We start from the raw sequence: 21439 nt of genomic DNA on the forward strand, positions 1-21439 counted from the left end.
AGCTTTCCATGCCCGACCTGCTTGACCGCTACCCGCTGACACCGGGGACCTATCACGAACTGCTGGACGACGGCGGCGCCGTGCGTGCGCATTGGCGGCCGCTGATCGACCAGCTGCAACGCAGCACGCCCGTACAACTGGCTCAGCGCCAGGCCTTGTTGGCCCGGCAGATCCAGGAAAACGGCGTGACCTACAACGTCTATGCCGACCCCAAGGGCGCCGACCGGCCCTGGGAGCTCGATCTGTTGCCGCATATCATCCCCGCTGACGAATGGCAGCGGGTGGCGGCGGGCATTGCCCAGCGCGCGCGACTGTTGAACGCGGTGCTGGCCGATCTCTATGGCCCGCAAACCCTGATTCGCGACGGCCTGCTGCCCGCCGAGCTGGTCTTCGGCCACAACAATTTCCTCTGGCCGTGCCAGGGCATCCAGCCACCGGCGGGGACCTTCCTGCACATGTTCGCCGTGGACCTGGCGCGCACGCCCGACGGTCGCTGGTGGGTCACGGCGGATCGGACCCAGGCGCCCTCCGGGGCCGGTTATGCCCTGGAAAACCGCACCATCGTGTCGCGGGCCTTTCCCGATCTTTACCGCGACTTGCGGGTACATCACCTGGCCGGGTTCTTCCGCACCCTGCAGGAAACCCTGGTACGCCAGGCGCCGAGCGATGCCGAGGCGCCGCTGGTAGTGTTGCTGACCCCGGGACGTTTCAACGAAAGCTATTTCGAACACCTCTACCTGGCGCGCCAACTGGGCTATCCGCTGGTGGAAGGCGGCGACCTGACGGTGCGCGACGCCACGGTCTACCTCAAGACTTTGAGCGGCTTGCAGCGGGTGCACGCGATCATGCGCCGGCTCGACGACGACTTCTGCGATCCGCTGGAGCTGCGCACCGACTCGGCCCTCGGCGTGCCCGGCCTGCTGGAGGCGGTGCGCCAGGGCCGGGTGCTGGTGGCCAATGCCCTGGGCAGCGGCGTGCTGGAGTCCCCCGGTCTGCTGGGCTTCCTGCCGAAAATCAACCAGCACCTGTTCGGTGAAGAACTGATCCTGCCGTCCATTGCCACCTGGTGGTGCGGTGAGCCGCCGGTGCTGGCCCAGGCCCTGGAAAAACTGCCTGAGCTGTTGATCAAGCCGGCGTTCCCGTCCCAGAGTTTTGTCCCGGTGTTCGGCCGCGACCTCGATGACGAGCAGCGCCAGGCCCTGGCCGAGCGCATACGCGCACGGCCTTACGCCTATGTCGCCCAGGAGTTGGCGCAGTTGTCCCAGGCGCCGATCTGGCAAGCCGAGGAGGGTGCCTTGCAACCGAGGGCCATCGGCATGCGCGTGTACGCTGTTGCCAGCGCCGAGGGTTATCGGGTGTTGCCCGGTGGCCTGACGCGGGTGGCTGCCGACGCTGACGCCGAGGTGGTGTCGATGCAGCGCGGCGGTGCGAGCAAGGACACCTGGGTGCTCAGCGAACGCACGCCCAGCGGTGAGCAATGGCGCACCCAGCGTTCCCTCGGGGTCCGTGACCTGGTGCGACGCGATCCCTATCTGCCGTCGCGGGTGGTGGAAAACCTGTTCTGGTTCGGCCGCTACTGCGAGCGTTGTGATGACAGCGCGCGGTTGTTGCGGATCATGCTGGCGCGTTATGTCGACGGCGATGATCCCCAGGCCCTGCAGGCGGCGGTGGAGCTTGGCGAAAGCCTGATGCTGCTGCCGGACGAGGGCGAATTGCCCGAGCGCCTGCTGGCGGCCCTGCTCGGCGACGACTGGCCGTTCAGCCTGCGCTCCAACTTGCAGCGCTTGCAGTGGGCGGCGTCCCAGGTGCGCGGCAAGCTGTCGCGGGAAAACTGGCAGGCGCTGGTGGAGTTGCAGCGCGAAGCCCTGAGCCTGGAAAGCGAAGACCCGAACTTCGGCGAGCTGCTGGACTTCCTCAACCGCCTGGTCATGTCCCTGGCGGCCTTGTCCGGTTTTGCCCTGGACGATATGACCCGCGACGAGGGCTGGCGTTTCCTGATGATCGGTCGGCGCATCGAGCGCCTGCAGTTTCTCAGCAGCAGCCTGGCGGCCTTCCTGCGCGGCATCGCGGTGTTCGATCAGGCCGGGCTGGAGTGGTTGCTGGAGTTGGGCAACAGCAGCATCACCTATCGCTCGCGCTATCTGGCGGTGCCGCAACTGATCCCGGTGCTCGACCTTTTGCTGCTGGATGAGCAGAACCCCCATGCGGTGCTGTTCCAGCTGAAACTGGTGAGCCGCACCTTGCGCCGTTTGAACGATGACTTCGGCGTCCCACGGGAGTTGGGGCTGAACCAGTTGGTCGAGCGCCTGGGGCGTTTCGATCTCGGCAACCTGGAAGGCGCCTTGTTCGGCGAGACCGGCGTGCGCGATGTGCTCGACGGCCTGGCCGAGCTGTTGCAGGAAGTCGCCGATGCCAGCGGCCAGGTCTCCGATCGCCTGGCCTTGCGGCATTTTGCCCATGTCGACGATGTCAGCCAGCAGACGGTGTCCGTGTGATGAGTGCCCTCTACCAGATTTTCCACGATACCCACTATCACTACGACAGCCCGGTGTCCCTGGCCCAGCAACTCGCCCACCTGTGGCCGCGGGCTTGTGACTGGCAAGTGTGCAGCGAGCAGATGTTGAAGATCAGCCCCGAGCCCACCAGCCGCCGGGATGAGCTCGATGTGTTCGGCAATCCCTTGACCCGGCTGGCGTTCGAGCGGCCCCATGACGAGTTGCTGGTCAATGCCTGGCTGAATGTCGAGGTGCTGGCGCGGCCGGCGGTAGACTTCAATTTGTCCGCCGCCTGGGATGACACGCGCAACGCCCTGACCTACAGCGGCCAGGTATTGAATCCGGAAACTCTCGAAGCCTGCCGTTATCGTTTCGAATCGCCCTACGTGCATCTGAAGAAAAGCTTCGTCGAGTTTTCCGAGAGCTGTTTCCCGCTCGGGCGTCCTTTGCTGGTGGGTGTCCAGGCGTTGATGGAGAAGATTTTCAGCGAGTTCACCTTCGATGCCGAGGCGACCCAGGTCGCCACGCCGCTGGTGGAGGTGCTGGAGCGGCGGCGCGGGGTCTGCCAGGACTTCGCCCACCTGATGCTCGCCTGCCTGCGCTCGCGGGGCCTGGCGGCGCGTTATGTCAGCGGCTACCTGCTGACCCAGCCACCGCCCGGTCAGCCGCGGCTGATCGGTGCCGATGCCTCCCATGCCTGGGTGTCGGTGTTCTGTCCGGTGTCGGGCTGGGTGGATTTCGATCCGACCAACAATGTGCAGCCGGCCCTGGAGCACATCACCCTGGCCTGGGGCCGGGATTTCTCCGATGTGTCGCCGTTGCGCGGGGTGATTCTGGGGGGCGGCAACCATGACCCGGAAGTCCAGGTGACGGTGATGCCGATGGGGGATGTGGGGCGGTCGGTCCGCTAAGCCGGATATGACTTCGAAAACGCTACGGAACCTGTGGGGGCAGAGCTTGCTCGCGAAGCTTTTGGCGGTTTTGAGGGCCTTTTCGCGGGCAAGCCCGGCTCCTACAGGTTGGCGTCGAGCGCGGGTTTTGCGTACGCCCTGAATCTGTAGGAGCAGAGCTCGGTGCAATCAGGCGTTCGGGGTCGGATCCTGTGCCTCGGTTGCTTCGCCTTCCGCTTCCGGGTTCAACAAGGCCGCGGCCTCTTCTTCGGCGGTGGTTTTCTTGCGTTGCAGCTTTTCCTCTTTCTTCTGCTCTTTGGCCAGGTCGCGCTGACGTTTGGCAAAGGAGTAATTGGGTTTGGCCATGGGCGATCCTCTGGGGTCGAAGGTGAGGTTGAGCGGCGCGTATTCTGCCTGTGTTCGTGGCGCAGCACACGAAACAATGGTTTTTCGCGACAGGCTGACCCCAGAGTAAAGGCTGGCAGGCGACTCTCCAAGGATTAAACCTCGCGCGACGGCCTTTCAAAGGTACCGCTGGCCCCGCAGGCATAAGCGGCGAGCAAGCTTTGCAACAGGCTGTTAATTGACATGGTAGACGCTCCGTTGGCTGAGAACGTCCTAATGTTAGAGGGCGCCAGTTCGTCTGGCTGGTTGATTGTATCCATCGAAGCGATAGCTTAGGATTGTATACAATCTGTTGATACAGATCAGGAGAACTGAGCCATATTTTGGTTATTCTCCCCATTTGAGCCCTTGATTTTCATACCCTGCCTTGGAGATTCACCATGTTCGCCAAAGTTGTTGCGGTATCCCTGCTGGCCCTCGCCAGTGGCCAGTTGCTTGCCGCCGAATGCAAGGTCGATGTCGACTCCACCGATCAGATGTCCTACACCGTCAAGGAAATCAACATCGACAAGAGTTGCAAGACCTTTACCGTGAACCTGAGCCATTCCGGCAGCCTGCCGAAGAACGTCATGGGCCATAACTGGGTACTGAGCAAGGCCTCCGACATGGCCGCGATCGCGTCTGAAGGCATGGGCGCCGGGATCGACAAGAACTACCTGAAGGACGGAGACACCCGCGTCATCGCCCACACCAAGCTGATCGGTGCCGGTGAAAAGGACTCGGTCACCTTCGACGTGTCGAAACTGACCGCCGGTGAGGACTACGAGTTCTTCTGCTCGTTCCCGGGCCACAACTCGATCATGAAAGGCAAGCTCGCGGTCAAGTAACCGGTGCCGCAACCCTGGCTCCAGCGGTCAGGGTTGATCCTTCATCTTGAGATTCAGGCGAATACGTTTGCCTTGCAGGTCCTCCAGGCTCAGGGTTCCGCCGAGCCTGGAGGGTTTGCGATTGCCGCCGATCACCCGCCCCTGATCGTCCAGCGCATGGCAGGTGAGGACCTGGCCCGGCCCGAAGAGGGCGTCGGGGTCGGTAATCTCCCAATCGCACAAGCCCTCATACTGTTTCTCCCCCGAGCTTGGAAACCCCGACACCCCCGGTCGCAGGTTGTCGCGCACGGCAATCGAGCCGCCATGGGTAATGCTGCGGTTCAGGTTGTCAGGTCCGTAGAACGCCTCGGTCTCGAAGTCCACTTCACTCAGATACAGTTTGCAGTCCGGCAATTCGTAGCCCAGGGGCACCTTGAAGTCGGAGCTGCGGGGCATGTCGGCGAGGGCGGTATTGAAATGCAGCACCGGTGGTTGATAGGGGCAGCCGGTCTGGTTGGCTTGCGGGATGTAGTGCGCGTTGGCGCGCAAGGCGATTTGCGCCGGCATCTGGGCGATCAGCAGAAAATGCGCGGCGCTGGGCTGGCCGGCCGCCTGCTTGTCCGGCGTACTGGCGGCGGTGGCGACCCAGCAGACCACCCCGAGCGCGCCGAGCAGCGGAAAAAACCACGGGTGCCGGAACACGGGTTGCGCGTGCAACTTGGGGTATTTGCGATTGAGCAACATCGGGTGGGGCCCTGCCAACAACAAGATGCGGCGAAGACTGCCCAGTGACCGATGTTGCCTCAAGTGCTAGGCGGAAAAATAGACGATTCCTACGACATTCCCGCCGAATAAATCACGGCGCAAATGGCATCTCGCGTTTGTGATGGGTCTTTTCGTAGGTCCGGCAGATGATGTCGAAGGCTTCCTGGCGCACCGGCTCGCCGTGCAGAAAGGCGTCGATCTCGGCATAGGTCACGCCGTGGGAGGCTTCGTCGGGTTTGCCCGGTGCCAGGTCCTCGAGGTCGGCGGTGGGGATTTTCTCCACCAGGAACTCCGGCGCGCCGAAGTGCCGGGCGATGGCCCGGACCTGGTTTTTCACCAGGCCGCTCAACGGCGCCAGGTCGCAGGCGCCGTCACCGAACTTGGTGAAGAAACCCATCACCGCTTCCGCCGCGTGGTCGGTGCCGATCACCAGGCCATGGGCGGCGCCGGCGATGGTGTACTGCGCGACCATGCGCATGCGCGCCTTGGTATTGCCAAGGACGAAGTCCCGCGACACCGCGGCCTTGCCTTCGAAGGCGGCGACTTCGCCGGCCAGGGATTTGACCGCCGGGCCGATATTCACCGTGTGGCGTTCGTCGGGGGCGATAAAGTCCACCGAGGCCTGGGCTTCGTGTTCGTCGAACTGGGTTTCGTACGGCAGGCGCACCGCAATGAAGCGGTAATCCAGGTTGCCGGTACGTTCGCGCAGTTCACGCATGGCGCGTTGGGCCAGCAGGCCGGCGGTCAATGAGTCGACACCGCCGCTGATACCCAGCACCAGGGTCTTGAGCCCGGAGTTCAGCAGGCAATCCTGGATAAAGGTGACCCGTCGCGCGACTTCGGCTTCGAGGGCGGCCTGGTCGGCGAACGGTGGCTGGACCTTGAGCTGTTCAGCAATCTGGCGCTGTACGGCTTGCATGATTCACTCCTTGCGGGATGGGGTCTGGAACAGGTTGATCGGTACCACTGGACGAGTTTCTAGCCGGGGACCTGGAACACATGGCGCAGGTAGGCCACGAAATTCGGGTCCTTGCACTGGGCCTTGCCCGGCTCGTCGGAGATCTTCGCCACGGGTTGGCCATTGCAGGCAGTCATTTTAAGCACGATGCTCATCGGTTCCACCCCTTCGATGTCGCAGGTGAGGTTGGTGCCGATGCCGAAGCTGACATTGATCCGACCGCGCAGCGCGCGAAATATCCCCAGGGCCTTGGGCAGACTGAGGCTGTCGGAAAACACCAGGGTCTTGCTCATCGGGTCGATACCCAGCTGGTGATAACGATTGATGCATTTTTCGGCCCAGATCACCGGGTCGCCGGAATCGTGGCGCAAACCGTCGAAGAGCTTGGCGAAGTACAGGTCGAAGTCCGTGAGGAAGGCATCGGTGGTGATGCAGTCGGTCAGGGCGATGCCGAGCAGGCCGCGGTACTCGCGGACCCAGCAGTCGAGCGCGGCGATCTGGCTGTCGATCAGCCGTGGACCGAGTTGCTGGTGGGCCATGATCCACTCGTGGGCCATGGTGCCCAGGGGCTTCATGTCGAATTCGCGCGCCAGGTGCACGTTGCTGGTGCCGACGAAGCGTCCGGGGAAGTCGTGCTTGAGCACGCTGACCACTTCTTCCTGGACCCGGTAGGAGAAGCGCCGGCGGGTGCCGAAGTCGGCGACCTGCAGTTCCGCCAGTTCATCGGGGGAGGCATTGGCGTTCAGCCAGTCGAACTTGCGGTACAGCTGTTCGCGGGCCTGGCTCAGCAGGGTTTCCTGGTAGCGGTAGCGGTTGCGCACTTCGCTGACGATGGCCAGCAGCGGCACTTCGAACAGGATCACATGCAGCCACGGGCCGCGCAGGCGGATAAACAGCTCGCCGTTCTCGATCCCGGTGTGGATATAGCGCAGGTTGAAGCGGAACAGGCCGAGGAAGCGCAGGAAGTCCGGCTTGAGGAAGCTGATGCGTTCCAGGAAACCCAGCTGGTCGGCACTCAGGCTCAGTTCGGCGAGGCGTTCGACCTGGTAGCGGATTTCCGCCAGGTACGGGCGCAGGTCTTCACTGTTGCGGCAGCGGAAATCCCATTCGACTTCGACGTTGGGGTAGTTGTGCAGCACCGCCTGCATCATGGTCAGCTTGTAGAAGTCGGTGTCCAGCAGGTTCTGCACAATGCGATCGCCAAAGGCCTTATCGCTCATAACGGGTATCTCCATGCCGGTCGCGCGTTACAGCGGCGTCCTGGCAGTTCTTGAATGAAGACCGCTAGTGGCGCATATCCGTTGGCGGTTTTACCAGCGATTTTTGTTGCGGGTGCCGGCCTCTTCGCGGGCAAGCTCCGCTCCCACAGGTTCCCGGTCGTGCGCAGAACTCAGGTACGACTCGAGACTGTGGGAGCGGAGCTTGCCCGCGAAGAGGCCCGAGAGGGCAGCGCAATACCCTCAAGGTTGCACGGAACTGTCGATCTGCTCCAGCATCCAACTGACAAAATCCCGCACCTTCGGCACCTCCGCCGAATGCTCCGGGTAGGCCAGGTAATAGGCGTCGTGGTTGGGCATCGCATGGGGCCAGGCGAGCACCAGCTTGCCCTCCATCAGTTCCTCCTCCACCAGGAACCTGGGCAGCAAGGCTACGCCGCAGCCGACCTGGGCCGCCCGGATACACATATAGAAGGTCTCGAAACGCGGCCCGTGGTAACTGTGTTCGGTGTGATACCCCTGGCTGTCGAACCAGTCGTGCCAGGCCTGGGGCCGCGAGGCGTTCTGCAGCAGGACCAGCTCGCTCAACTGCGTCGGATCGCTGAAGGGCTTCTCCGGCAGGCAGCCCGGCGCGCACACCGCCACCAGCTCTTCACCGAACAGCTTCACGCACTCGGTGCCCGGCCGCGAACCCTGGCCGAAATAGAACGCCAGGTCGCTGCGGCCCTGCAGCAGGTCGTCGGCTTCCTGTTCGTTGCACAGGTCCAGGTGGATATGCGGGTGACGCAGGCGCCAGCCCTTGAGCCGCGGCACCAGCCAGCGGGCGCCGAAGGTCGAGGGCGTGGATACCCGCAGGACTTCGGTTTCACCGCCGTAGGAACGCAGGTAGTGGGTCGACATCTCCACCTGTGTCAGGATTTTTCGGACTTCCACCAGGTACAGATCCCCGGCCGGCGTCAGTTGCAGGCGTCGCCGTACCCGGCGAAACAGCAGGTGCTGCAACAGTTCTTCCAGCTGCGCGACCTGTTTGCTCACGGCACTCTGGGTCAGGTTCAGCTCTTCCGCCGCGCGGGTGAAGCTCAGGTGGCGGGTGACGGCTTCGAAACATTGCAGGGCCGTGATCGAAGGCAGGTATCTTTTATTCAGCATGGACGGGCCTTTTTCTTCTGTCTTGCGCTGCATGAATAAATGGAATGATATCTCGCCTAATCGTCGTTTGTTGGCAAAGCTGAAGGCCGCTACAACTGAAGGTCTGAATCGTCGTGTTGTTTTCGACGCAAGCGTTCCGTTTTTCGCCTACAGGAGTGACCCCCATGGTTGCCGCATTGCTTGATCGTCTTGGTGTGGACCCGGCGCTGTATCAACAGGGCAAACAGCCCGTGCATTCGCCCATCGACGGCAGCCGCATCGCCGGCGTGAACTGGGAGGGCGCGGCTGAGGTCGAGCAGCAGGTCAGCCGTGCCGAGCACGCCTTCGACGCCTGGCGCAAGGTGCCGGCGCCGCGCCGTGGCGAGCTGGTGCGCCAGTTCGGTGAAGTGCTGCGCGAATTCAAGGCCGACCTCGGTGAGCTGGTTTCCTGGGAAGCCGGCAAGATCACCCAGGAAGGCCTGGGTGAAGTGCAGGAAATGATCGATATCTGCGACTTCGCCGTGGGCCTGTCGCGCCAGCTGTACGGCTTGACCATCGCCTCCGAGCGTCCGGGCCACCATATGCGTGAGTCCTGGCATCCCCTGGGTGTGGTCGGCGTGATCAGCGCCTTCAACTTCCCGGTCGCGGTCTGGGCCTGGAACACCACCCTGGCGCTGGTGTGCGGCAACTCGGTGATCTGGAAACCTTCGGAAAAGACCCCGCTGACCGCGCTGGCCTGCCAGGCCCTGTTCGAGCGTGTACTGAAGAACTTCAGCGATGCGCCCGAGTACCTGAGCCAGGTGATCATCGGTGGTCGCGACGCCGGTGCCGCCCTGGTCGATGACCCGCGTGTGGCGCTGATCAGCGCTACCGGCAGCACCCGCATGGGCCGTGAAGTGGCGCCGAAAGTGGCCGCGCGCTTTGCCCGCAGCATTCTCGAACTGGGCGGTAACAACGCCATGATCCTCGGCCCAAGCGCCGACCTGGACATGGCCGTACGGGCGATTCTGTTCAGCGCCGTCGGCACCGCCGGCCAGCGCTGCACCAGCTTGCGGCGTCTGATTGCCCATGAATCGGTCAAGGCGGAAATCGTCACCCGTTTGAAAGCGGCCTATTCCAAGGTCCGTATCGGTCATCCGCTGGAAGGCAACCTGGTCGGCCCGCTGATCGACAAGCAAAGCTTCGAGAACATGCAGGACGCCCTGGAGCAGGCCCTGAGCGAAGGCGGCCGGGTGTTCGGCGGCGAGCGCCAGTTGCAGGACACATTCCCGAATGCCTATTACGTGTCGCCGGCCATCGTCGAGATGCCGGAGCAGAGCGAAGTGGTCTGCCACGAAACCTTTGCCCCGATTCTCTACGTGATCGGTTACACGGAGTTCGCCGAAGCCCTGCGTTTGAACAATGCGGTGCCACAAGGCCTGTCTTCGTGCATCTTCACCACCGATGTGCGCGAGGCTGAGCAGTTCATGTCGGCGGTGGGCAGCGACTGCGGCATTGCCAACGTCAACATCGGCCCGAGCGGTGCGGAGATCGGCGGCGCCTTTGGCGGCGAGAAGGAAACCGGTGGTGGTCGCGAGTCGGGTTCGGACGCCTGGCGCGGTTACATGCGCCGCCAGACCAATACCGTGAACTACTCGCTGGAATTGCCGCTGGCCCAGGGCATTACCTTCGACTGACGGGTTTCATTTTCGGAGTCTGGCAATGCCGTTACGTGAAGAATGTCTATGGGAAACACTGACGCCGCAGCGGCCTGAAGCACCGTCCTTCAAGGGCGAGTTGAAGGTCGATGTCTGCGTGATCGGCGCCGGTATCACCGGGCTCTCGGCCGCGATTCACCTGCGTGAACAAGGCAAGAGCGTCTGCGTGCTGGAAGCCCATCGTACCGGCCACGGCGGTTCCGGACGCAATGTGGGGCTGGTCAATGCCGGGATGTGGATTCCCCCGGACGAGATCGAGGCCGGTTTCGGCGAAGCGGTGGGCAGCCAGCTCAACCGCATGTTGGGGGCGGCGCCGGCCCTGGTCTTCAGCCTGGTGGACAAGCATGGCATCGATTGCCAACTGCGCCGCGAAGGCACCTTGCACATGGCCCACAACGCCAAGGGCGAGGCCGATCTGCGCAGCCGTGAAGCGCAGTGGAAACGTCGTGGCGCACCGGTGGAGCTGCTGACCGGCAAGGATTGCGAAATCGCCACCGGCACCCAGAAAATCGGCGCCGCCTTGCTCGACCGGCGCGCCGGCACCCTCAATCCCATGGCCTATACCTCGGGCCTGGCCAAGGCCGCGTCGCGGCTGGGGGCGCAGTTGTTCGACCATTCCCCGGTCACCCGCCTGGAACGCCAGGGCCAGCGCTGGTCGGTGCAGACCGCCGAGGGCGCGGTCAGCGCCGAACAGGTGGTGATGGCCTCCAATGCCTACACCGAAGGCGAATGGACCGAACTGCGGCGCAACTTCTTTCCGGGCTACTACTACCAGGTCGCTTCCAGCCCATTGACCGAAGAAGCCGCTCGGCAGATTCTGCCGGGCGGGCAGGGCTCCTGGGATACCCGCCAGGTGCTCAGCAGCATTCGCCGCGATGCCGACGGTCGCCTGTTGCTGGGCAGCCTGGGCAACGGCAACCAGAAACCGGCGTGGTTCCTGCGGGCCTGGGCCGACCGCGTGCAACAGCACTATTTCCCCTACCTGAAAAAGGTCGACTGGGAATGCACCTGGACCGGTTGTATCGCCTTTACCCCCGACCATCTGATGCGCCTGTTCGAACCGGCGCCCGGTTTAGTGGCAGTCACCGGCTACAACGGGCGTGGGGTGACCACGGGGACGGTGGTCGGCAAGGCGTTCGCCGATTACCTGTGTAACGGAAATCCTCAGGCCCTGCCGATTCCCTTTGCGCCCATGCGGCCGATACCGGCGGTGGGCCTTCGCAGTGGTCTCTACGAGGCTGGCTTTTCGCTGTATCACGCGGGCCAGTGCCTGCGGATTGTCATTTGAAACAACAAAAAATGCCGAATCGGACGGCGCTTTTGTTCGAGACGGCTAGCCTGTAATGGTGCGCGATGTAGCAGTCGCGCACCGCGAGTGTGCACTTCGGTGACGCACGTTGTTACAGGGTGGTTGCACGCCCTTCGGCGCCATGGTTGCAATAGTGGCACCGCTGGGTTGCACCTTTTTTCTTGAAAGGTTCCACCTTCCGCGGTTTAGACGGTTGCACGCCCAGTTAAAAAGGGCCCGAAACAGTCCATAAAACAATAAGACAGCGACTTTTTGCAGAACAAAAAACCTATGGCACGCCCCTTGCTCTGAGCATTCATTGAAGTCGCAGTGCCAACTAAAAAACCTTGGAGCACCACCTCATGTCCCAGACGTTTTACAAGAAAGGCTTTGTAGCCCTCGCAGTGGCTGCTGCGTTGGGTGTTTCTGCGTTTGCTCAGGCTGATGTCAAGATCGGCGTGGCGGGTCCGATGACCGGTGCCAACGCTTCTTTCGGCGAGCAGTACATGAAAGGTGCGCAAGCGGCGGCGGATGCGATCAACGCGGCCGGTGGCGTCAACGGCGAAAAAATCGTCCTGGTCAAGGGCGATGATGCTTGCGAGCCAAAACAGGCGGTAACGGTCGCCAAGGACCTGAGCAACCAGAAAGTCGCCGGCGTCGTCGGGCACTTCTGTTCCTCTTCCACCATCCCGGCTTCGGAGATCTACGACGAAGCGGGCATCATCGCGATCACCCCGGGCTCTACCAACCCTCAGGTGACCGAGCGCGGTCTGGGTGCGATGTTCCGTATGTGTGGTCGTGACGACCAGCAGGGCATCGTGGCCGGCAACTACATCGTCGACGTGCTCAAGGGCAAGAAAGTCGCGGTCATCCACGACAAGGACACCTATGGCCAAGGCCTGGCGGATGCCACCAAGGCCCAGTTGATCAAGCGCGGTGTGACTCCGGTTATCTACGAAGGCCTGACCCGTGGCGAGAAGGACTTCAGCGCCCTGGTGACCAAGATCCGTGCCGCCGGTGCCGACGTCGTCTACTTCGGCGGCCTGCACCCGGAAGCCGGTCCGCTGGTCAAGCAACTGCGCACTGAAGGCTTGAAAGACGTCAAGTTCATGTCTGACGACGGTATCGTCACCGACGAACTGGTGACCACTGCCGGTGGTCCGCAATACGTCGACGGTGTACTCATGACCTTCGGCGCCGACCCACGTCTGCTGCCGGACAGCAAGGCGGTCGTTGACCAGTTCCGCAAGTCGGGCTACGAGCCGGAAGGTTACACCCTCTATGCCTACGCCTCGGTACAGACCCTGGCCGCGGCTTTCAACGGCGCCAAGTCCAACAAGGGCGAAGAGGCGGCCAAGTGGCTGAAAGCACACCCGGTCAAGACCGTGATGGGCGAGAAGACCTGGGACGCCAAGGGCGACCTGAAAATCTCCGACTACGTGGTTTACCAGTGGGACGCGAGCGGCAAATACCATCAGCTGGAAAAACAGAAGTGACATGAAGGCCTGACCCGGCTGGCGCCCCGTGCGCCAGCCAGTCGCCACGCGTGTCCGTGCAGTACCTGTCTTTTCTCGTAGAGCTGCACATGGCTGTGCTGCGACGGTGGTTGAACCCCGGCCGTCGCGGTGCGCTTCTGTGCAGTCTCTCAAATGCGTGAGATTGCGTTATGGATGGTATTTTCCTGCAGCAACTGGTCAATGGCCTGACCCTCGGGTCGGTCTATGGCCTGATCGCCATCGGCTACACAATGGTCTATGGCATCATCGGCATGATCAACTTCGCCCACGGCGAGGTTTACATGATTTCCGCTTACCTCGCGGCAATCAGTCTGGCTCTGCTGGCTTACTTCGGTATTGAATCCTTCCCGCTCCTGATGCTCGGCACGCTGGTCTTCACCATCATCGTCACCGGGGTGTATGGCTGGGTCATCGAGCGTATCGCCTACAAACCCCTGCGCAACTCCACCCGACTGGCACCGCTGATCAGCGCCATCGGGATTTCGCTGATCCTGCAGAACTACGCGCAGATCGCCCAGGGCGCCAAGCAACAGGGCGTACCGACGTTGCTCACCGGCGCCTGGCGCGTCGATGTCGGCACCGGCTTTGTCCAGCTCACCTACACCAAGGTCTTTATCCTGGTGGCCGCGTTCCTCGGCATGGGCCTTTTGACCTATGTCATCAAGTACACCAAGTTGGGCCGCATGTGTCGCGCGACCCAGCAAGACCGCAAGATGGCTTCGATTCTCGGGATCAACACCGACCGGGTGATTTCCTATGTGTTCATCATCGGCGCGGCCATGGCGGCCCTCGCGGGTGTGCTGATCACCATGAACTACGGCACTTTCGACTTCTACGCCGGCTTCGTGATCGGCATCAAGGCGTTTACCGCCGCGGTGCTCGGCGGCATCGGCTCGCTACCGGGCGCCATGCTCGGCGGGATCATCCTCGGCATCTCCGAATCGCTGTTCTCCGGCCTGGTCAACTCGGATTACAAGGACGTCTTCAGCTTCTCGCTGCTGGTCCTGGTACTGGTCTTTCGGCCGCAAGGCCTGTTGGGCCGTCCTCTTGTGTCGAAGGTGTAAGCAATGTCCTCAACCACTCAAAAATCGCTCGATATCAAGAAAAGCCTGGTTGACGCCATTCTCGCCGGCCTGGTCGCACTGATTGTCTTCGGCCCCATCGTCGGGGTCGTCCTGGAGGGCTACAGCTTCAACCTGCAACCGACCCGCGTCGCCTGGCTGGTGGCGATTGTGATGCTCGGCCGTTTTGCCCTCAGCCTGTTCCTGCAGACACCCAAGGGCCTGCGGATTCTCGAAGGCTTCGAGAGCACCGGTTCCGGTGTGCATGTGCTGGCGCCGGACTACAAGTCGCGCCTGCGCTGGATCATCCCGATCATGATCGCCATTGCGGTGATCTTTCCGGTGTTCGCCAACTCCTATCTGCTGGGGGTGGTGATCCTCGGCCTGATCTACGTCCTGCTCGGTCTTGGCCTTAATATCGTGGTGGGCCTCGCCGGCTTGCTCGACCTGGGCTACGTGGCGTTCTATGCCATCGGTGCCTATGGCCTGGCGCTGGGTTATCAATACCTCGGGCTGGGGTTCTGGACCGTCCTGCCGCTGGCCGCCATCACCGCCGCGCTGGCGGGGTGCATCCTCGGCTTCCCGGTCCTGCGCCTGCACGGTGACTACCTGGCCATCGTGACCCTGGGTTTCGGCGAGATCATCCGCCTGATCCTCAACAACTGGCTGTCGCTGACCGGCGGTCCGAACGGGATGCCGGCGCCGCTGCCGACCTTCTTCGGCCTGGAGTTCGGCAAGCGCGCGAAGGAGGGCGGGATTCCCTTCCATGAGTTCTTCGGCATCGCCTACAACCCGGACGTGAAGTTCTATTTCATCTACACCGTGCTGTTCCTGGTGGTACTGGCCGTGCTCTACATCAAGCATCGCCTGACCCGCATGCCGGTGGGCCGCGCCTGGGAAGCCTTGCGTGAAGACGAGATCGCCTGCCGCGCCATGGGCTTGAACCACGTGCTGGTGAAACTCTCGGCGTTCACCCTGGGGGCTTCCACCGCCGGTCTGGCGGGGGTGTTCTTCGCCACCTACCAGGGTTTCGTCAACCCGACTTCCTTCACCTTCTTCGAGTCCGCGCTGATCCTCGCCATCGTGGTGTTGGGCGGCATGGGGTCGACCATCGGTGTGGTGATCGCGGCGTTTGTACTGACCGTGGCGCCGGAGCTGCTGCGTAGTTTCGCCGAGTACCGTGTATTGCTGTTCGGCGTATTGATGGTGTTGATGATGATCTGGCGGCCACGTGGCCTGATCCGCATCAGCCGCACCGGGGTGACCCCACGCAAGGGCGTCCTGGTGGGAGGGACTGGCCAATGAGTAATGACATCGTTCTGAAAGTCGAAAAGCTGATGATGCACTTCGGGGGGATCAAGGCCCTCAGCGACGTCAGCCTGCAAGTCAAACGCAACTCGATCTTCGCCCTGATCGGCCCCAACGGCGCGGGCAAGACCACGGTGTTCAACTGCCTGACCGGCTTCTACAAGGCCACTGGCGGCAAGATCGAACTGAATGTGCGCGACAAGCGCACCAACGTGATCCAGCTGCTGGGTGAATCCTTTCGCCTGGGGGATTTCGCTTCGCCGAAAACCTTCTTCAGCCGGCTCTACTACAAGATGTTCGGCGGCACCCACCTGGTGAACCGCGCGGGCCTGGCCCGGACCTTCCAGAACATTCGCCTGTTCAAGGAAATGTCGGTGCTGGAGAACCTGCTGGTGGCCCAGCACATGTGGGTCAATCGCAACATGCTCTCCGGCATCCTCAATACCAAGGGCTACCGCAAGGCTGAAAGCGACGCCCTGGACACCGCGTTCTACTGGCTGGAAGTGGTCGACCTGGTGGACTGTGCCAACCGCCTGGCCGGCGAGTTGTCCTACGGCCAGCAACGCCGCCTGGAAATTGCCCGGGCCATGTGCACGCGGCCGCGGATCATTTGCCTCGACGAACCGGCGGCGGGCCTCAACCCCCAGGAAACCGAAGCGCTGAGCTCGATGATCCGGCTGCTGCGCGACGAGCACGACCTGACCGTGGTGCTGATCGAACACGACATGGGCATGGTCATGAGTATTTCCGACCACATCGTGGTACTGGACCACGGCAACGTGATTGCCGAGGGGGGGCCGGAAGCCATCCGCAACGATCCGAAAGTGATTGCCGCCTACCTGGGCGCCGATGAAGAGGAACTGGTATGAGTCAACCTATCCTCGAACTGAAGAACCTGGAAGTGTTCTACGGGCCGATCCAGGCCCTGAAGAAGGTCTCGTTGCATATCAACGAAGGCGAAACCGTCAGCCTGATCGGCTCCAACGGCGCGGGCAAGTCGACGCTGCTGATGTCGATCTTCGGCCAGCCGCGGGCTGCCGCCGGGGAGATCATCTACCGGGGCGTCGACATTACCCACAAGTCGTCCCACTACATCGCCTCCAACGGTATCGCCCAGTCGCCGGAAGGCCGCCGGGTGTTCCCGGACATGACCGTGGAAGAGAACCTGCAGATGGGCACCATCCCCATTGGCGACAAGTTCGTCGACGAGGACATGCAGCGCATGTTCGAGTTGTTTCCGCGGCTCAAGGAGCGGCGCAACCAGCGGGCCATGACCATGTCCGGCGGCGAGCAGCAGATGCTGGCGATTGCCCGGGCGCTGATGAGCCGGCCCAAGCTGCTATTGCTGGACGAGCCGAGCCTGGGCCTGGCGCCGATCGTGGTGAAGCAGATCTTCGCCACCTTGCGCGAGCTGGCGGCCTCGGGCATGACCATCTTCCTGGTGGAGCAGAACGCCAACCACGCCCTGCGCTTGTCGGACCGGGCCTATGTGATGGTCAACGGCGAGATTCGCCTCAGTGGCACCGGCAAGGAGCTGCTGGTCAACGAGGAAGTGCGCAACGCCTACCTGGGCGGACATTAGAGTCCTACAGGTTTGTGCGACCCTGAAACGCCCCGTGATCTTCGGATCCGGGGCGTTTTTTTGTCTGTCCACAGCCTGGATCCGAAATTGTGGAAAACAATCTGCGCAACCTGCCAAAGTGCGACATGAAACCGCTGCAAATGATTGTTTTGTCATCAATTTGACTTGTCCCCGTTTGCTGTGGAGGTGGCTGTGGGTAACGTGGGAGTAGCTGGCTGAGAGCCTTTGAAACCGTGGCTTGCAGCGCGTTGGTTGTTTTTTGATCGGTGGTGTTTTGCAAAGCGCCGGGGCGTTTTGTCAACAGGTATATTGTCACGCCTTGCGCCCGACAAGCCGCCTGCACAGCCTGTGGATAACTCTGTGGGCAAACTCTGGAAACATGCCCCCGGGTGGCGTAATTACTGGCCTGGAGCCACTGGCGTGAAATCGTCCCCAGGGGATTTTTCGCCGGTGGCTACACAACGGCTGTTCCGGGGTCAAGGGAAAAACTTTTGAAATACCGCTGGAGGCCTTGTGTACAGCGGATCGGCGGGTTTTCGAGTTGCCCCCGGATACTGTGGACGGGGCTGTGGATAAGGTGCGTACAGCAGGCGCCAGGCCCCGGTTTGCCTGGCTTTGCTGCGATTGATCATTTTTTGTACAGTTGTGTTGTTTTCAAGATTCCATTTCGCCGCTGGCCGACGTTGAGGCATGCTGCGCAACGACCGTATTCATATCTGGCGGCCCGCGGGCCGAGCAAGGAGAACTCCATGACATCCACGTTGTTTATCACGGGCGCGACTTCCGGTTTTGGCGAGGCCTGTGCCCGTCGTTTTGCCGAGGCCGGCTGGAAGCTGGTGCTCACCGGCCGTCGTGAGGAGCGCTTGAATGCCTTGTGCGCCGAGCTGTCGAAACAGACCGAAGTGCATGGCCTGGTGCTGGATGTGCGCGACCGCAAGGCCATGGAAGAAGCCATTGCCAACCTGCCGCCGAGCTTCGCCAAACTGCGCGGTCTGATCAATAACGCGGGCCTGGCCCTGGGGGTCGATCCGGCGCCCAAGTGCGACCTGGACGACTGGGACACCATGGTCGATACCAACATCAAGGGCTTGATGTACAGCACCCGTCTGCTGCTGCCGCACCTGATCGCCTATGGCCGTGGGGCGGGGATCATCAACCTGGGGTCGATTGCCGGCAACTACCCGTACCCGGGCAGCCATGTCTATGGCGCGAGCAAGGCGTTCGTCAAACAGTTCTCCCTGAACCTGCGCTGCGATTTGCAGGGCACGGGTGTGCGGGTGACCAATATCGAGCCGGGGCTGTGCGAGAGCGAGTTCTCGCTGGTGCGTTTTGCCGGTGACCAGGCGCGTTACGACGCGACCTATGCCGGTGCCGAGCCGATCCAGCCGCAGGACATCGCCGATACGATCTTCTGGGTGCTCAACACCCCGGCCCACGTCAATATCAACAGCCTCGAGCTGATGCCGGTGAGCCAGACCTGGAGCGGGTTTGCCATCGAGCGCAACAAGGGCTGAGAACGTTCGCTTATTGTGGCGAGCAGGTTTGGCCTGATGCCTTGCAGCCAAGGCCAGGCACTGTCCCCTGTGGGAGCAGAGCTTGCTCGCGAAGAGGCCCTTGAGGCCGCTAAAAGCTTCGCGGCGGTGCGGCGATCCGACAAGCACCGCTCCCGCAATGTCTTCAAGTGCCTGCTTGTGCTTGGCTCAGCCGAAATACTCGGCCAGGCCACTCAGGCAGGTCGCCAGGTGATAAGGGGTGGTCGACGGCATATCCTTCCGGCTGACCTCGCCCTTGGCGTCCAGGCACTCGTGCCAGCCGCCCGGGTGCAGGAAGTGCTGCTGCAAGGCCGCCAACTGGTGCTGTAGGCGCGCCGAGTTATCCACACGCAACGTCAGCGTCCGCAGGTATTCAGCCTGGGCCCAGATCCGTTGGGTGCCGTCGCGCAGGCTGCCGTCGATGCCCAGCATGCCGCTGACCGCGCCGCTGTGCGGATCGACCCCCGATTGCTCGGCAAAGGCGAACGCCCGCTCCAGCGAGCCATGCAGCGCGGTGCCGCGCAGCAAGGGCGATGACTCCAGCAGGAACAGCCATTCGAACTGATGGCCCGGTTCGAACCAGTTATCCACAGCCCCCAGCGGTTTCTCCAGCATCACGCCGTGGTGGCGGTCGATAAAGCGTTGCTGCATGCCGGCGGCCAGGGCCAGCAGTGCGCCCTGGGTGGGGGCGTCTTCACGTACCGACAGGGTCGCCAGAAAAGCTTCGGCCAGGTGCATCAACGGGTTCTGCAACGGCCCGCTGCCCAGGGGCGACCAGTCACGCTCCAAACTCGCTTCATACAGGCCGTCGCCATTGGCGAAACGCACGGCGATCACTTCCAGGGCGGCGTTGAGCACCGACTCCACCAGCGGCTCGCGGACCTTGGCCCAGTAATGGGCGCAGGCGAAGAGAATAAAGGCGTGGGTGTAGAGATCCTTGCGGGTGTCCAGCGGCTTGCCGTGGGGGTCGACGCTGTAGAACCAGCCGCCGTACTCGGCATCGTGGAAATGCCGTTGCAACGAACGGAACAGCGCGCTGGCGCGTTCAGCGGCGGCCGGGAAAGCGGCGTCGCCGATCAGGCTGGAAAACAGATACAACTGACGGGCGCAGGCCATGGCGCGATAGCGTTGCGCGGGCAACGGCCGATGGTCGGCGTCGAGCGCCTCGTAGGGCAGCGCCATCTCGGCGTTCCAGCCGGGGCCTTGCCACAGCGGCACGATGACCTGGCGGAAGTGGTCTTGCACGGTGTTGAACAGTGCACTCAATTCAGGCGTGGAGGCGGAGCTGGAAACATCGGGCATCGGCTGGCGTCGTCAGGGCAAGGGCGGTTGCGCGACATGTTAACAGGCGGTAGCGGACGATGCTGTGGTTGTGGTGAGCAGAACGTAGGAATAGCGCAATGGGGTCTGCCTGAGACATTTTTGCTGATCATGCGGGCCTCTTCGCGGGCAAGCCCTGCTCCTACAGGGTTTATGTCGATCACCTCATTGAGGCTCGCCGCAAAACTGTAGGAGCTGGGCTTGCCCGCGAAGAGGCCCGCCCTGGCGCTACAAGAATCAGCCCGCGAGCAACCAGACCCCGGTCGCCGCCGCAGCAGCACCGGCCACCCGCACCAACGGTGCCGCGGCTTGCGGCAACACCCGCACCACGGCATAACCCAGTGCATGCAAAGTCGCGGTCGCGACCACAAAACCGGCCGCATAGGTCCACGGGCTCGACATCTCTGGCAGTTCAAGACCGTGGGCCACACCATGGAACAAGGCAAACAGCGCCGTCGCCGCCAGCGCCAGGCTCAACGGTGGCCGTACCGCCAGCGCCACCGCCAGGCCCAGGGCCAATACCGACGCGGCAATCCCGCTTTCCAGTGCCGGCAGCGCCAGCCCTTCGAAACCCAGTACCCCGCCGAGCAGCATGGTTCCGACAAAGGTGCAGGGCAACGCCCAGCGCGCGCTGCCTTTTTGCTGCGCCGCCCACAAACCGACGGCCACCATCGCCAGCAAATGATCGATGCCGCTGACCGGATGGCTGACACCCGCCATCCAGCCGCTGTCGCCGTGGCCGGGATGGGCAAAGGCGATGGCTGGCATAAGCAGCAGGGCGAGGGTACCGAGGATTTTTTTCAAGGTCATGGTTGGGCTCCGTATTGTTGAAGTAGCGGTTGGCCAGGCATCAGGCTGCTGTCAGCAGGCCCTGGCGTTCGATAAAGGCGACGATGGCGTCCAGGCCATGTCCGGTTTTCTGGTTGCTGAAGACAAACGGCTTGTCACCGCGCATGCGCCGCGTGTCGCTGTCCATCATCTCCAGGGACGCGCCCACCAGCGGTGCCAGGTCGATCTTGTTGATCACCAGCAGGTCGGACTTGCAGATCCCCGGCCCGCCCTTGCGCGGCAGCTTGTCGCCGGCCGAGACGTCGATCACGTAGATCGTCAGGTCGGAGAGTTCCGGGCTGAAGGTCGCCGAGAGGTTGTCGCCGCCGGATTCCACCAGGATCAGGTCCAACCCCGGAAAGCGACGGTTCAACTGGTCGACGGCTTCGAGGTTGATCGAGGCATCCTCGCGAATCGCGGTGTGCGGGCAGCCACCGGTTTCCACGCCGATGATCCGCTCCGGGGCCAGGGCCTCGTTGCGCACCAGGAAGTCGGCGTCTTCGCGGGTATAGATATCGTTGGTCACCACCGCCAGGTTGTAGCGGTCGCGCAGGGCCAGGCACAGGGCCAGGGTCAGGGCGGTCTTGCCGGAGCCCACCGGGCCGCCGATACCGACACGCAGAGGTTGTGCGTTCATCATGT

19 protein-coding genes are annotated in these 21439 nt (G+C 62.6%); 11 read left to right on the plus strand and 8 right to left on the minus strand.

Going from position 1 to position 21439, the window contains the following annotated elements; translation table 11 throughout:
• The first annotated feature begins 8 nt into the window (after positions 1 to 8).
• Both HX830_RS00165 and HX830_RS00170 read left to right on the plus strand, forming a co-directional pair.
• Positions 9 to 2495, plus strand: a complete 2487-nt coding sequence (locus HX830_RS00165) for a circularly permuted type 2 ATP-grasp protein (RefSeq protein WP_177098576.1) — start codon at positions 9 to 11, stop codon at positions 2493 to 2495.
• Positions 2495 to 3406 carry a transglutaminase family protein gene (locus HX830_RS00170; RefSeq protein ID WP_177098577.1) on the plus strand — a complete coding sequence of 304 codons (912 nt, stop codon included), beginning with the start codon at positions 2495 to 2497 and terminating at the stop codon, positions 3404 to 3406. Before HX830_RS00165 ends, HX830_RS00170 begins: the two co-directional genes overlap by 1 nt.
• Positions 3407 to 3574: 168 nt before the next feature.
• Here HX830_RS00170 and HX830_RS00175 read toward each other — a convergent pair whose 3' ends face one another.
• On the minus strand, positions 3575 to 3751 hold the full coding sequence (locus HX830_RS00175) for a hypothetical protein (protein WP_177098578.1): 177 nt from the start codon (positions 3749 to 3751) through the stop codon (positions 3575 to 3577).
• A gap of 419 nt (positions 3752 to 4170) precedes the next feature.
• Between HX830_RS00175 and azu the strand changes: the two genes are divergently transcribed.
• On the plus strand, positions 4171 to 4617 hold the full coding sequence (azu, locus tag HX830_RS00180; protein ID WP_152737677.1) for an azurin: 447 nt from the start codon (positions 4171 to 4173) through the stop codon (positions 4615 to 4617).
• Between the two features lie 27 nt (positions 4618 to 4644).
• On the opposite strand, the gene HX830_RS00185 is transcribed toward azu, so the two are convergent.
• From HX830_RS00185 to HX830_RS00200, 4 genes are all read right to left on the minus strand, one after another.
• Complete coding sequence (locus tag HX830_RS00185; protein ID WP_177098579.1) at positions 4645 to 5340, minus strand: hypothetical protein; 696 nt, start codon at positions 5338 to 5340, stop codon at positions 4645 to 4647.
• Positions 5341 to 5452: 112 nt separating this feature from the next.
• Complete coding sequence (gene nadE / locus HX830_RS00190; protein ID WP_103495668.1) at positions 5453 to 6280, minus strand: ammonia-dependent NAD(+) synthetase; 828 nt, start codon at positions 6278 to 6280, stop codon at positions 5453 to 5455.
• Between the two features lie 59 nt (positions 6281 to 6339).
• Positions 6340 to 7539 (minus strand): nicotinate phosphoribosyltransferase, encoded by a 1200-nt coding sequence (gene pncB / locus HX830_RS00195; protein WP_103495669.1) that lies wholly within the window; start codon positions 7537 to 7539, stop codon positions 6340 to 6342.
• Positions 7540 to 7779: 240 nt separating this feature from the next.
• Complete coding sequence (locus tag HX830_RS00200; RefSeq protein WP_177098580.1) at positions 7780 to 8685, minus strand: LysR family transcriptional regulator; 906 nt, start codon at positions 8683 to 8685, stop codon at positions 7780 to 7782.
• A gap of 164 nt (positions 8686 to 8849) precedes the next feature.
• On the opposite strand from HX830_RS00200, the gene amaB reads away from it, so the two are divergent.
• The 8 genes from amaB to HX830_RS00240 all read left to right on the plus strand — a co-directional run bounded on the left by amaB (position 8850) and on the right by HX830_RS00240 (position 18631).
• Positions 8850 to 10340 carry an L-piperidine-6-carboxylate dehydrogenase gene (amaB, locus tag HX830_RS00205; RefSeq protein WP_177098581.1) on the plus strand — a complete coding sequence of 497 codons (1491 nt, stop codon included), beginning with the start codon at positions 8850 to 8852 and terminating at the stop codon, positions 10338 to 10340.
• 25 nt (positions 10341 to 10365) lie between these two features.
• A complete protein-coding gene (gene amaA / locus HX830_RS00210; RefSeq protein WP_152737675.1) occupies positions 10366 to 11649 on the plus strand; it encodes an L-pipecolate oxidase in 1284 nt (427 codons plus the stop codon).
• Positions 11650 to 12011: 362 nt separating this feature from the next.
• Positions 12012 to 13145 (plus strand): branched-chain amino acid ABC transporter substrate-binding protein, encoded by a 1134-nt coding sequence (locus HX830_RS00215; protein ID WP_177098582.1) that lies wholly within the window; start codon positions 12012 to 12014, stop codon positions 13143 to 13145.
• A 170-nt stretch (positions 13146 to 13315) separates the two neighbouring features.
• A complete protein-coding gene (locus HX830_RS00220; protein ID WP_100939679.1) occupies positions 13316 to 14230 on the plus strand; it encodes an ABC transporter permease subunit in 915 nt (304 codons plus the stop codon).
• Between the two features lie 3 nt (positions 14231 to 14233).
• Positions 14234 to 15532, plus strand: coding sequence for a high-affinity branched-chain amino acid ABC transporter permease LivM (livM, locus tag HX830_RS00225; RefSeq protein WP_103495674.1), 1299 nt, complete (start codon positions 14234 to 14236; stop codon positions 15530 to 15532).
• Positions 15529 to 16404 carry an ABC transporter ATP-binding protein gene (locus HX830_RS00230; RefSeq protein WP_152737673.1) on the plus strand — a complete coding sequence of 292 codons (876 nt, stop codon included), beginning with the start codon at positions 15529 to 15531 and terminating at the stop codon, positions 16402 to 16404. Before livM ends, HX830_RS00230 begins: the two co-directional genes overlap by 4 nt.
• The gene (locus tag HX830_RS00235) at positions 16401 to 17117 is read left to right on the plus strand and encodes an ABC transporter ATP-binding protein (RefSeq protein ID WP_100939676.1); all 717 of its coding nucleotides are present in this window, start codon (positions 16401 to 16403) and stop codon (positions 17115 to 17117) included. The genes HX830_RS00230 and HX830_RS00235 overlap by 4 nt, the downstream gene beginning before the upstream one ends.
• Before the next feature lie 749 nt (positions 17118 to 17866).
• On the plus strand, positions 17867 to 18631 hold the full coding sequence (locus HX830_RS00240) for an SDR family oxidoreductase (RefSeq protein ID WP_103495676.1): 765 nt from the start codon (positions 17867 to 17869) through the stop codon (positions 18629 to 18631).
• Positions 18632 to 18817: 186 nt separating this feature from the next.
• On the opposite strand, the gene HX830_RS00245 is transcribed toward HX830_RS00240, so the two are convergent.
• From HX830_RS00245 to ureG, 3 genes are all read right to left on the minus strand, one after another.
• Positions 18818 to 19951 carry an AGE family epimerase/isomerase gene (locus tag HX830_RS00245; protein ID WP_177098583.1) on the minus strand — a complete coding sequence of 378 codons (1134 nt, stop codon included), beginning with the start codon at positions 19949 to 19951 and terminating at the stop codon, positions 18818 to 18820.
• 255 nt (positions 19952 to 20206) lie between these two features.
• The gene (locus tag HX830_RS00250) at positions 20207 to 20779 is read right to left on the minus strand and encodes a HupE/UreJ family protein (RefSeq protein WP_177098584.1); all 573 of its coding nucleotides are present in this window, start codon (positions 20777 to 20779) and stop codon (positions 20207 to 20209) included.
• Between the two features lie 40 nt (positions 20780 to 20819).
• Complete coding sequence (gene ureG / locus HX830_RS00255) at positions 20820 to 21434, minus strand: urease accessory protein UreG (protein ID WP_103495679.1); 615 nt, start codon at positions 21432 to 21434, stop codon at positions 20820 to 20822.
• Positions 21435 to 21439 lie beyond the last annotated feature (5 nt).

The organism is Pseudomonas gingeri (assembly GCF_013385425.1).
GTDB classification, from domain to species: domain Bacteria; phylum Pseudomonadota; class Gammaproteobacteria; order Pseudomonadales; family Pseudomonadaceae; genus Aquipseudomonas; species Aquipseudomonas gingeri_D.

Coding starts and splice junctions, on each gene's coding strand:
- HX830_RS00235 (WP_100939676.1), top strand. CDS start 16,401: ATGAGTCAACCTATCCTCGAACTGAAGAACCTGGAAGTGTTCTACGGG.
- HX830_RS00220 (WP_100939679.1), top strand. CDS start 13,316: ATGGATGGTATTTTCCTGCAGCAACTGGTCAATGGCCTGACCCTCGGG.
- azu (WP_152737677.1), top strand. CDS start 4,171: ATGTTCGCCAAAGTTGTTGCGGTATCCCTGCTGGCCCTCGCCAGTGGC.
- HX830_RS00250 (WP_177098584.1), bottom strand. CDS start 20,779: ATGACCTTGAAAAAAATCCTCGGTACCCTCGCCCTGCTGCTTATGCCA.
- HX830_RS00170 (WP_177098577.1), top strand. CDS start 2,495: ATGAGTGCCCTCTACCAGATTTTCCACGATACCCACTATCACTACGAC.
- HX830_RS00215 (WP_177098582.1), top strand. CDS start 12,012: ATGTCCCAGACGTTTTACAAGAAAGGCTTTGTAGCCCTCGCAGTGGCT.
- amaB (WP_177098581.1), top strand. CDS start 8,850: ATGGTTGCCGCATTGCTTGATCGTCTTGGTGTGGACCCGGCGCTGTAT.
- HX830_RS00240 (WP_103495676.1), top strand. CDS start 17,867: ATGACATCCACGTTGTTTATCACGGGCGCGACTTCCGGTTTTGGCGAG.
- HX830_RS00200 (WP_177098580.1), bottom strand. CDS start 8,685: ATGCTGAATAAAAGATACCTGCCTTCGATCACGGCCCTGCAATGTTTC.
- amaA (WP_152737675.1), top strand. CDS start 10,366: ATGCCGTTACGTGAAGAATGTCTATGGGAAACACTGACGCCGCAGCGG.
- HX830_RS00175 (WP_177098578.1), bottom strand. CDS start 3,751: ATGGCCAAACCCAATTACTCCTTTGCCAAACGTCAGCGCGACCTGGCC.
- nadE (WP_103495668.1), bottom strand. CDS start 6,280: ATGCAAGCCGTACAGCGCCAGATTGCTGAACAGCTCAAGGTCCAGCCA.
- ureG (WP_103495679.1), bottom strand. CDS start 21,434: ATGAACGCACAACCTCTGCGTGTCGGTATCGGCGGCCCGGTGGGCTCC.
- HX830_RS00185 (WP_177098579.1), bottom strand. CDS start 5,340: ATGTTGCTCAATCGCAAATACCCCAAGTTGCACGCGCAACCCGTGTTC.
- pncB (WP_103495669.1), bottom strand. CDS start 7,539: ATGAGCGATAAGGCCTTTGGCGATCGCATTGTGCAGAACCTGCTGGAC.
- HX830_RS00230 (WP_152737673.1), top strand. CDS start 15,529: ATGAGTAATGACATCGTTCTGAAAGTCGAAAAGCTGATGATGCACTTC.
- livM (WP_103495674.1), top strand. CDS start 14,234: ATGTCCTCAACCACTCAAAAATCGCTCGATATCAAGAAAAGCCTGGTT.
- HX830_RS00245 (WP_177098583.1), bottom strand. CDS start 19,951: ATGCCCGATGTTTCCAGCTCCGCCTCCACGCCTGAATTGAGTGCACTG.
- HX830_RS00165 (WP_177098576.1), top strand. CDS start 9: ATGCCCGACCTGCTTGACCGCTACCCGCTGACACCGGGGACCTATCAC.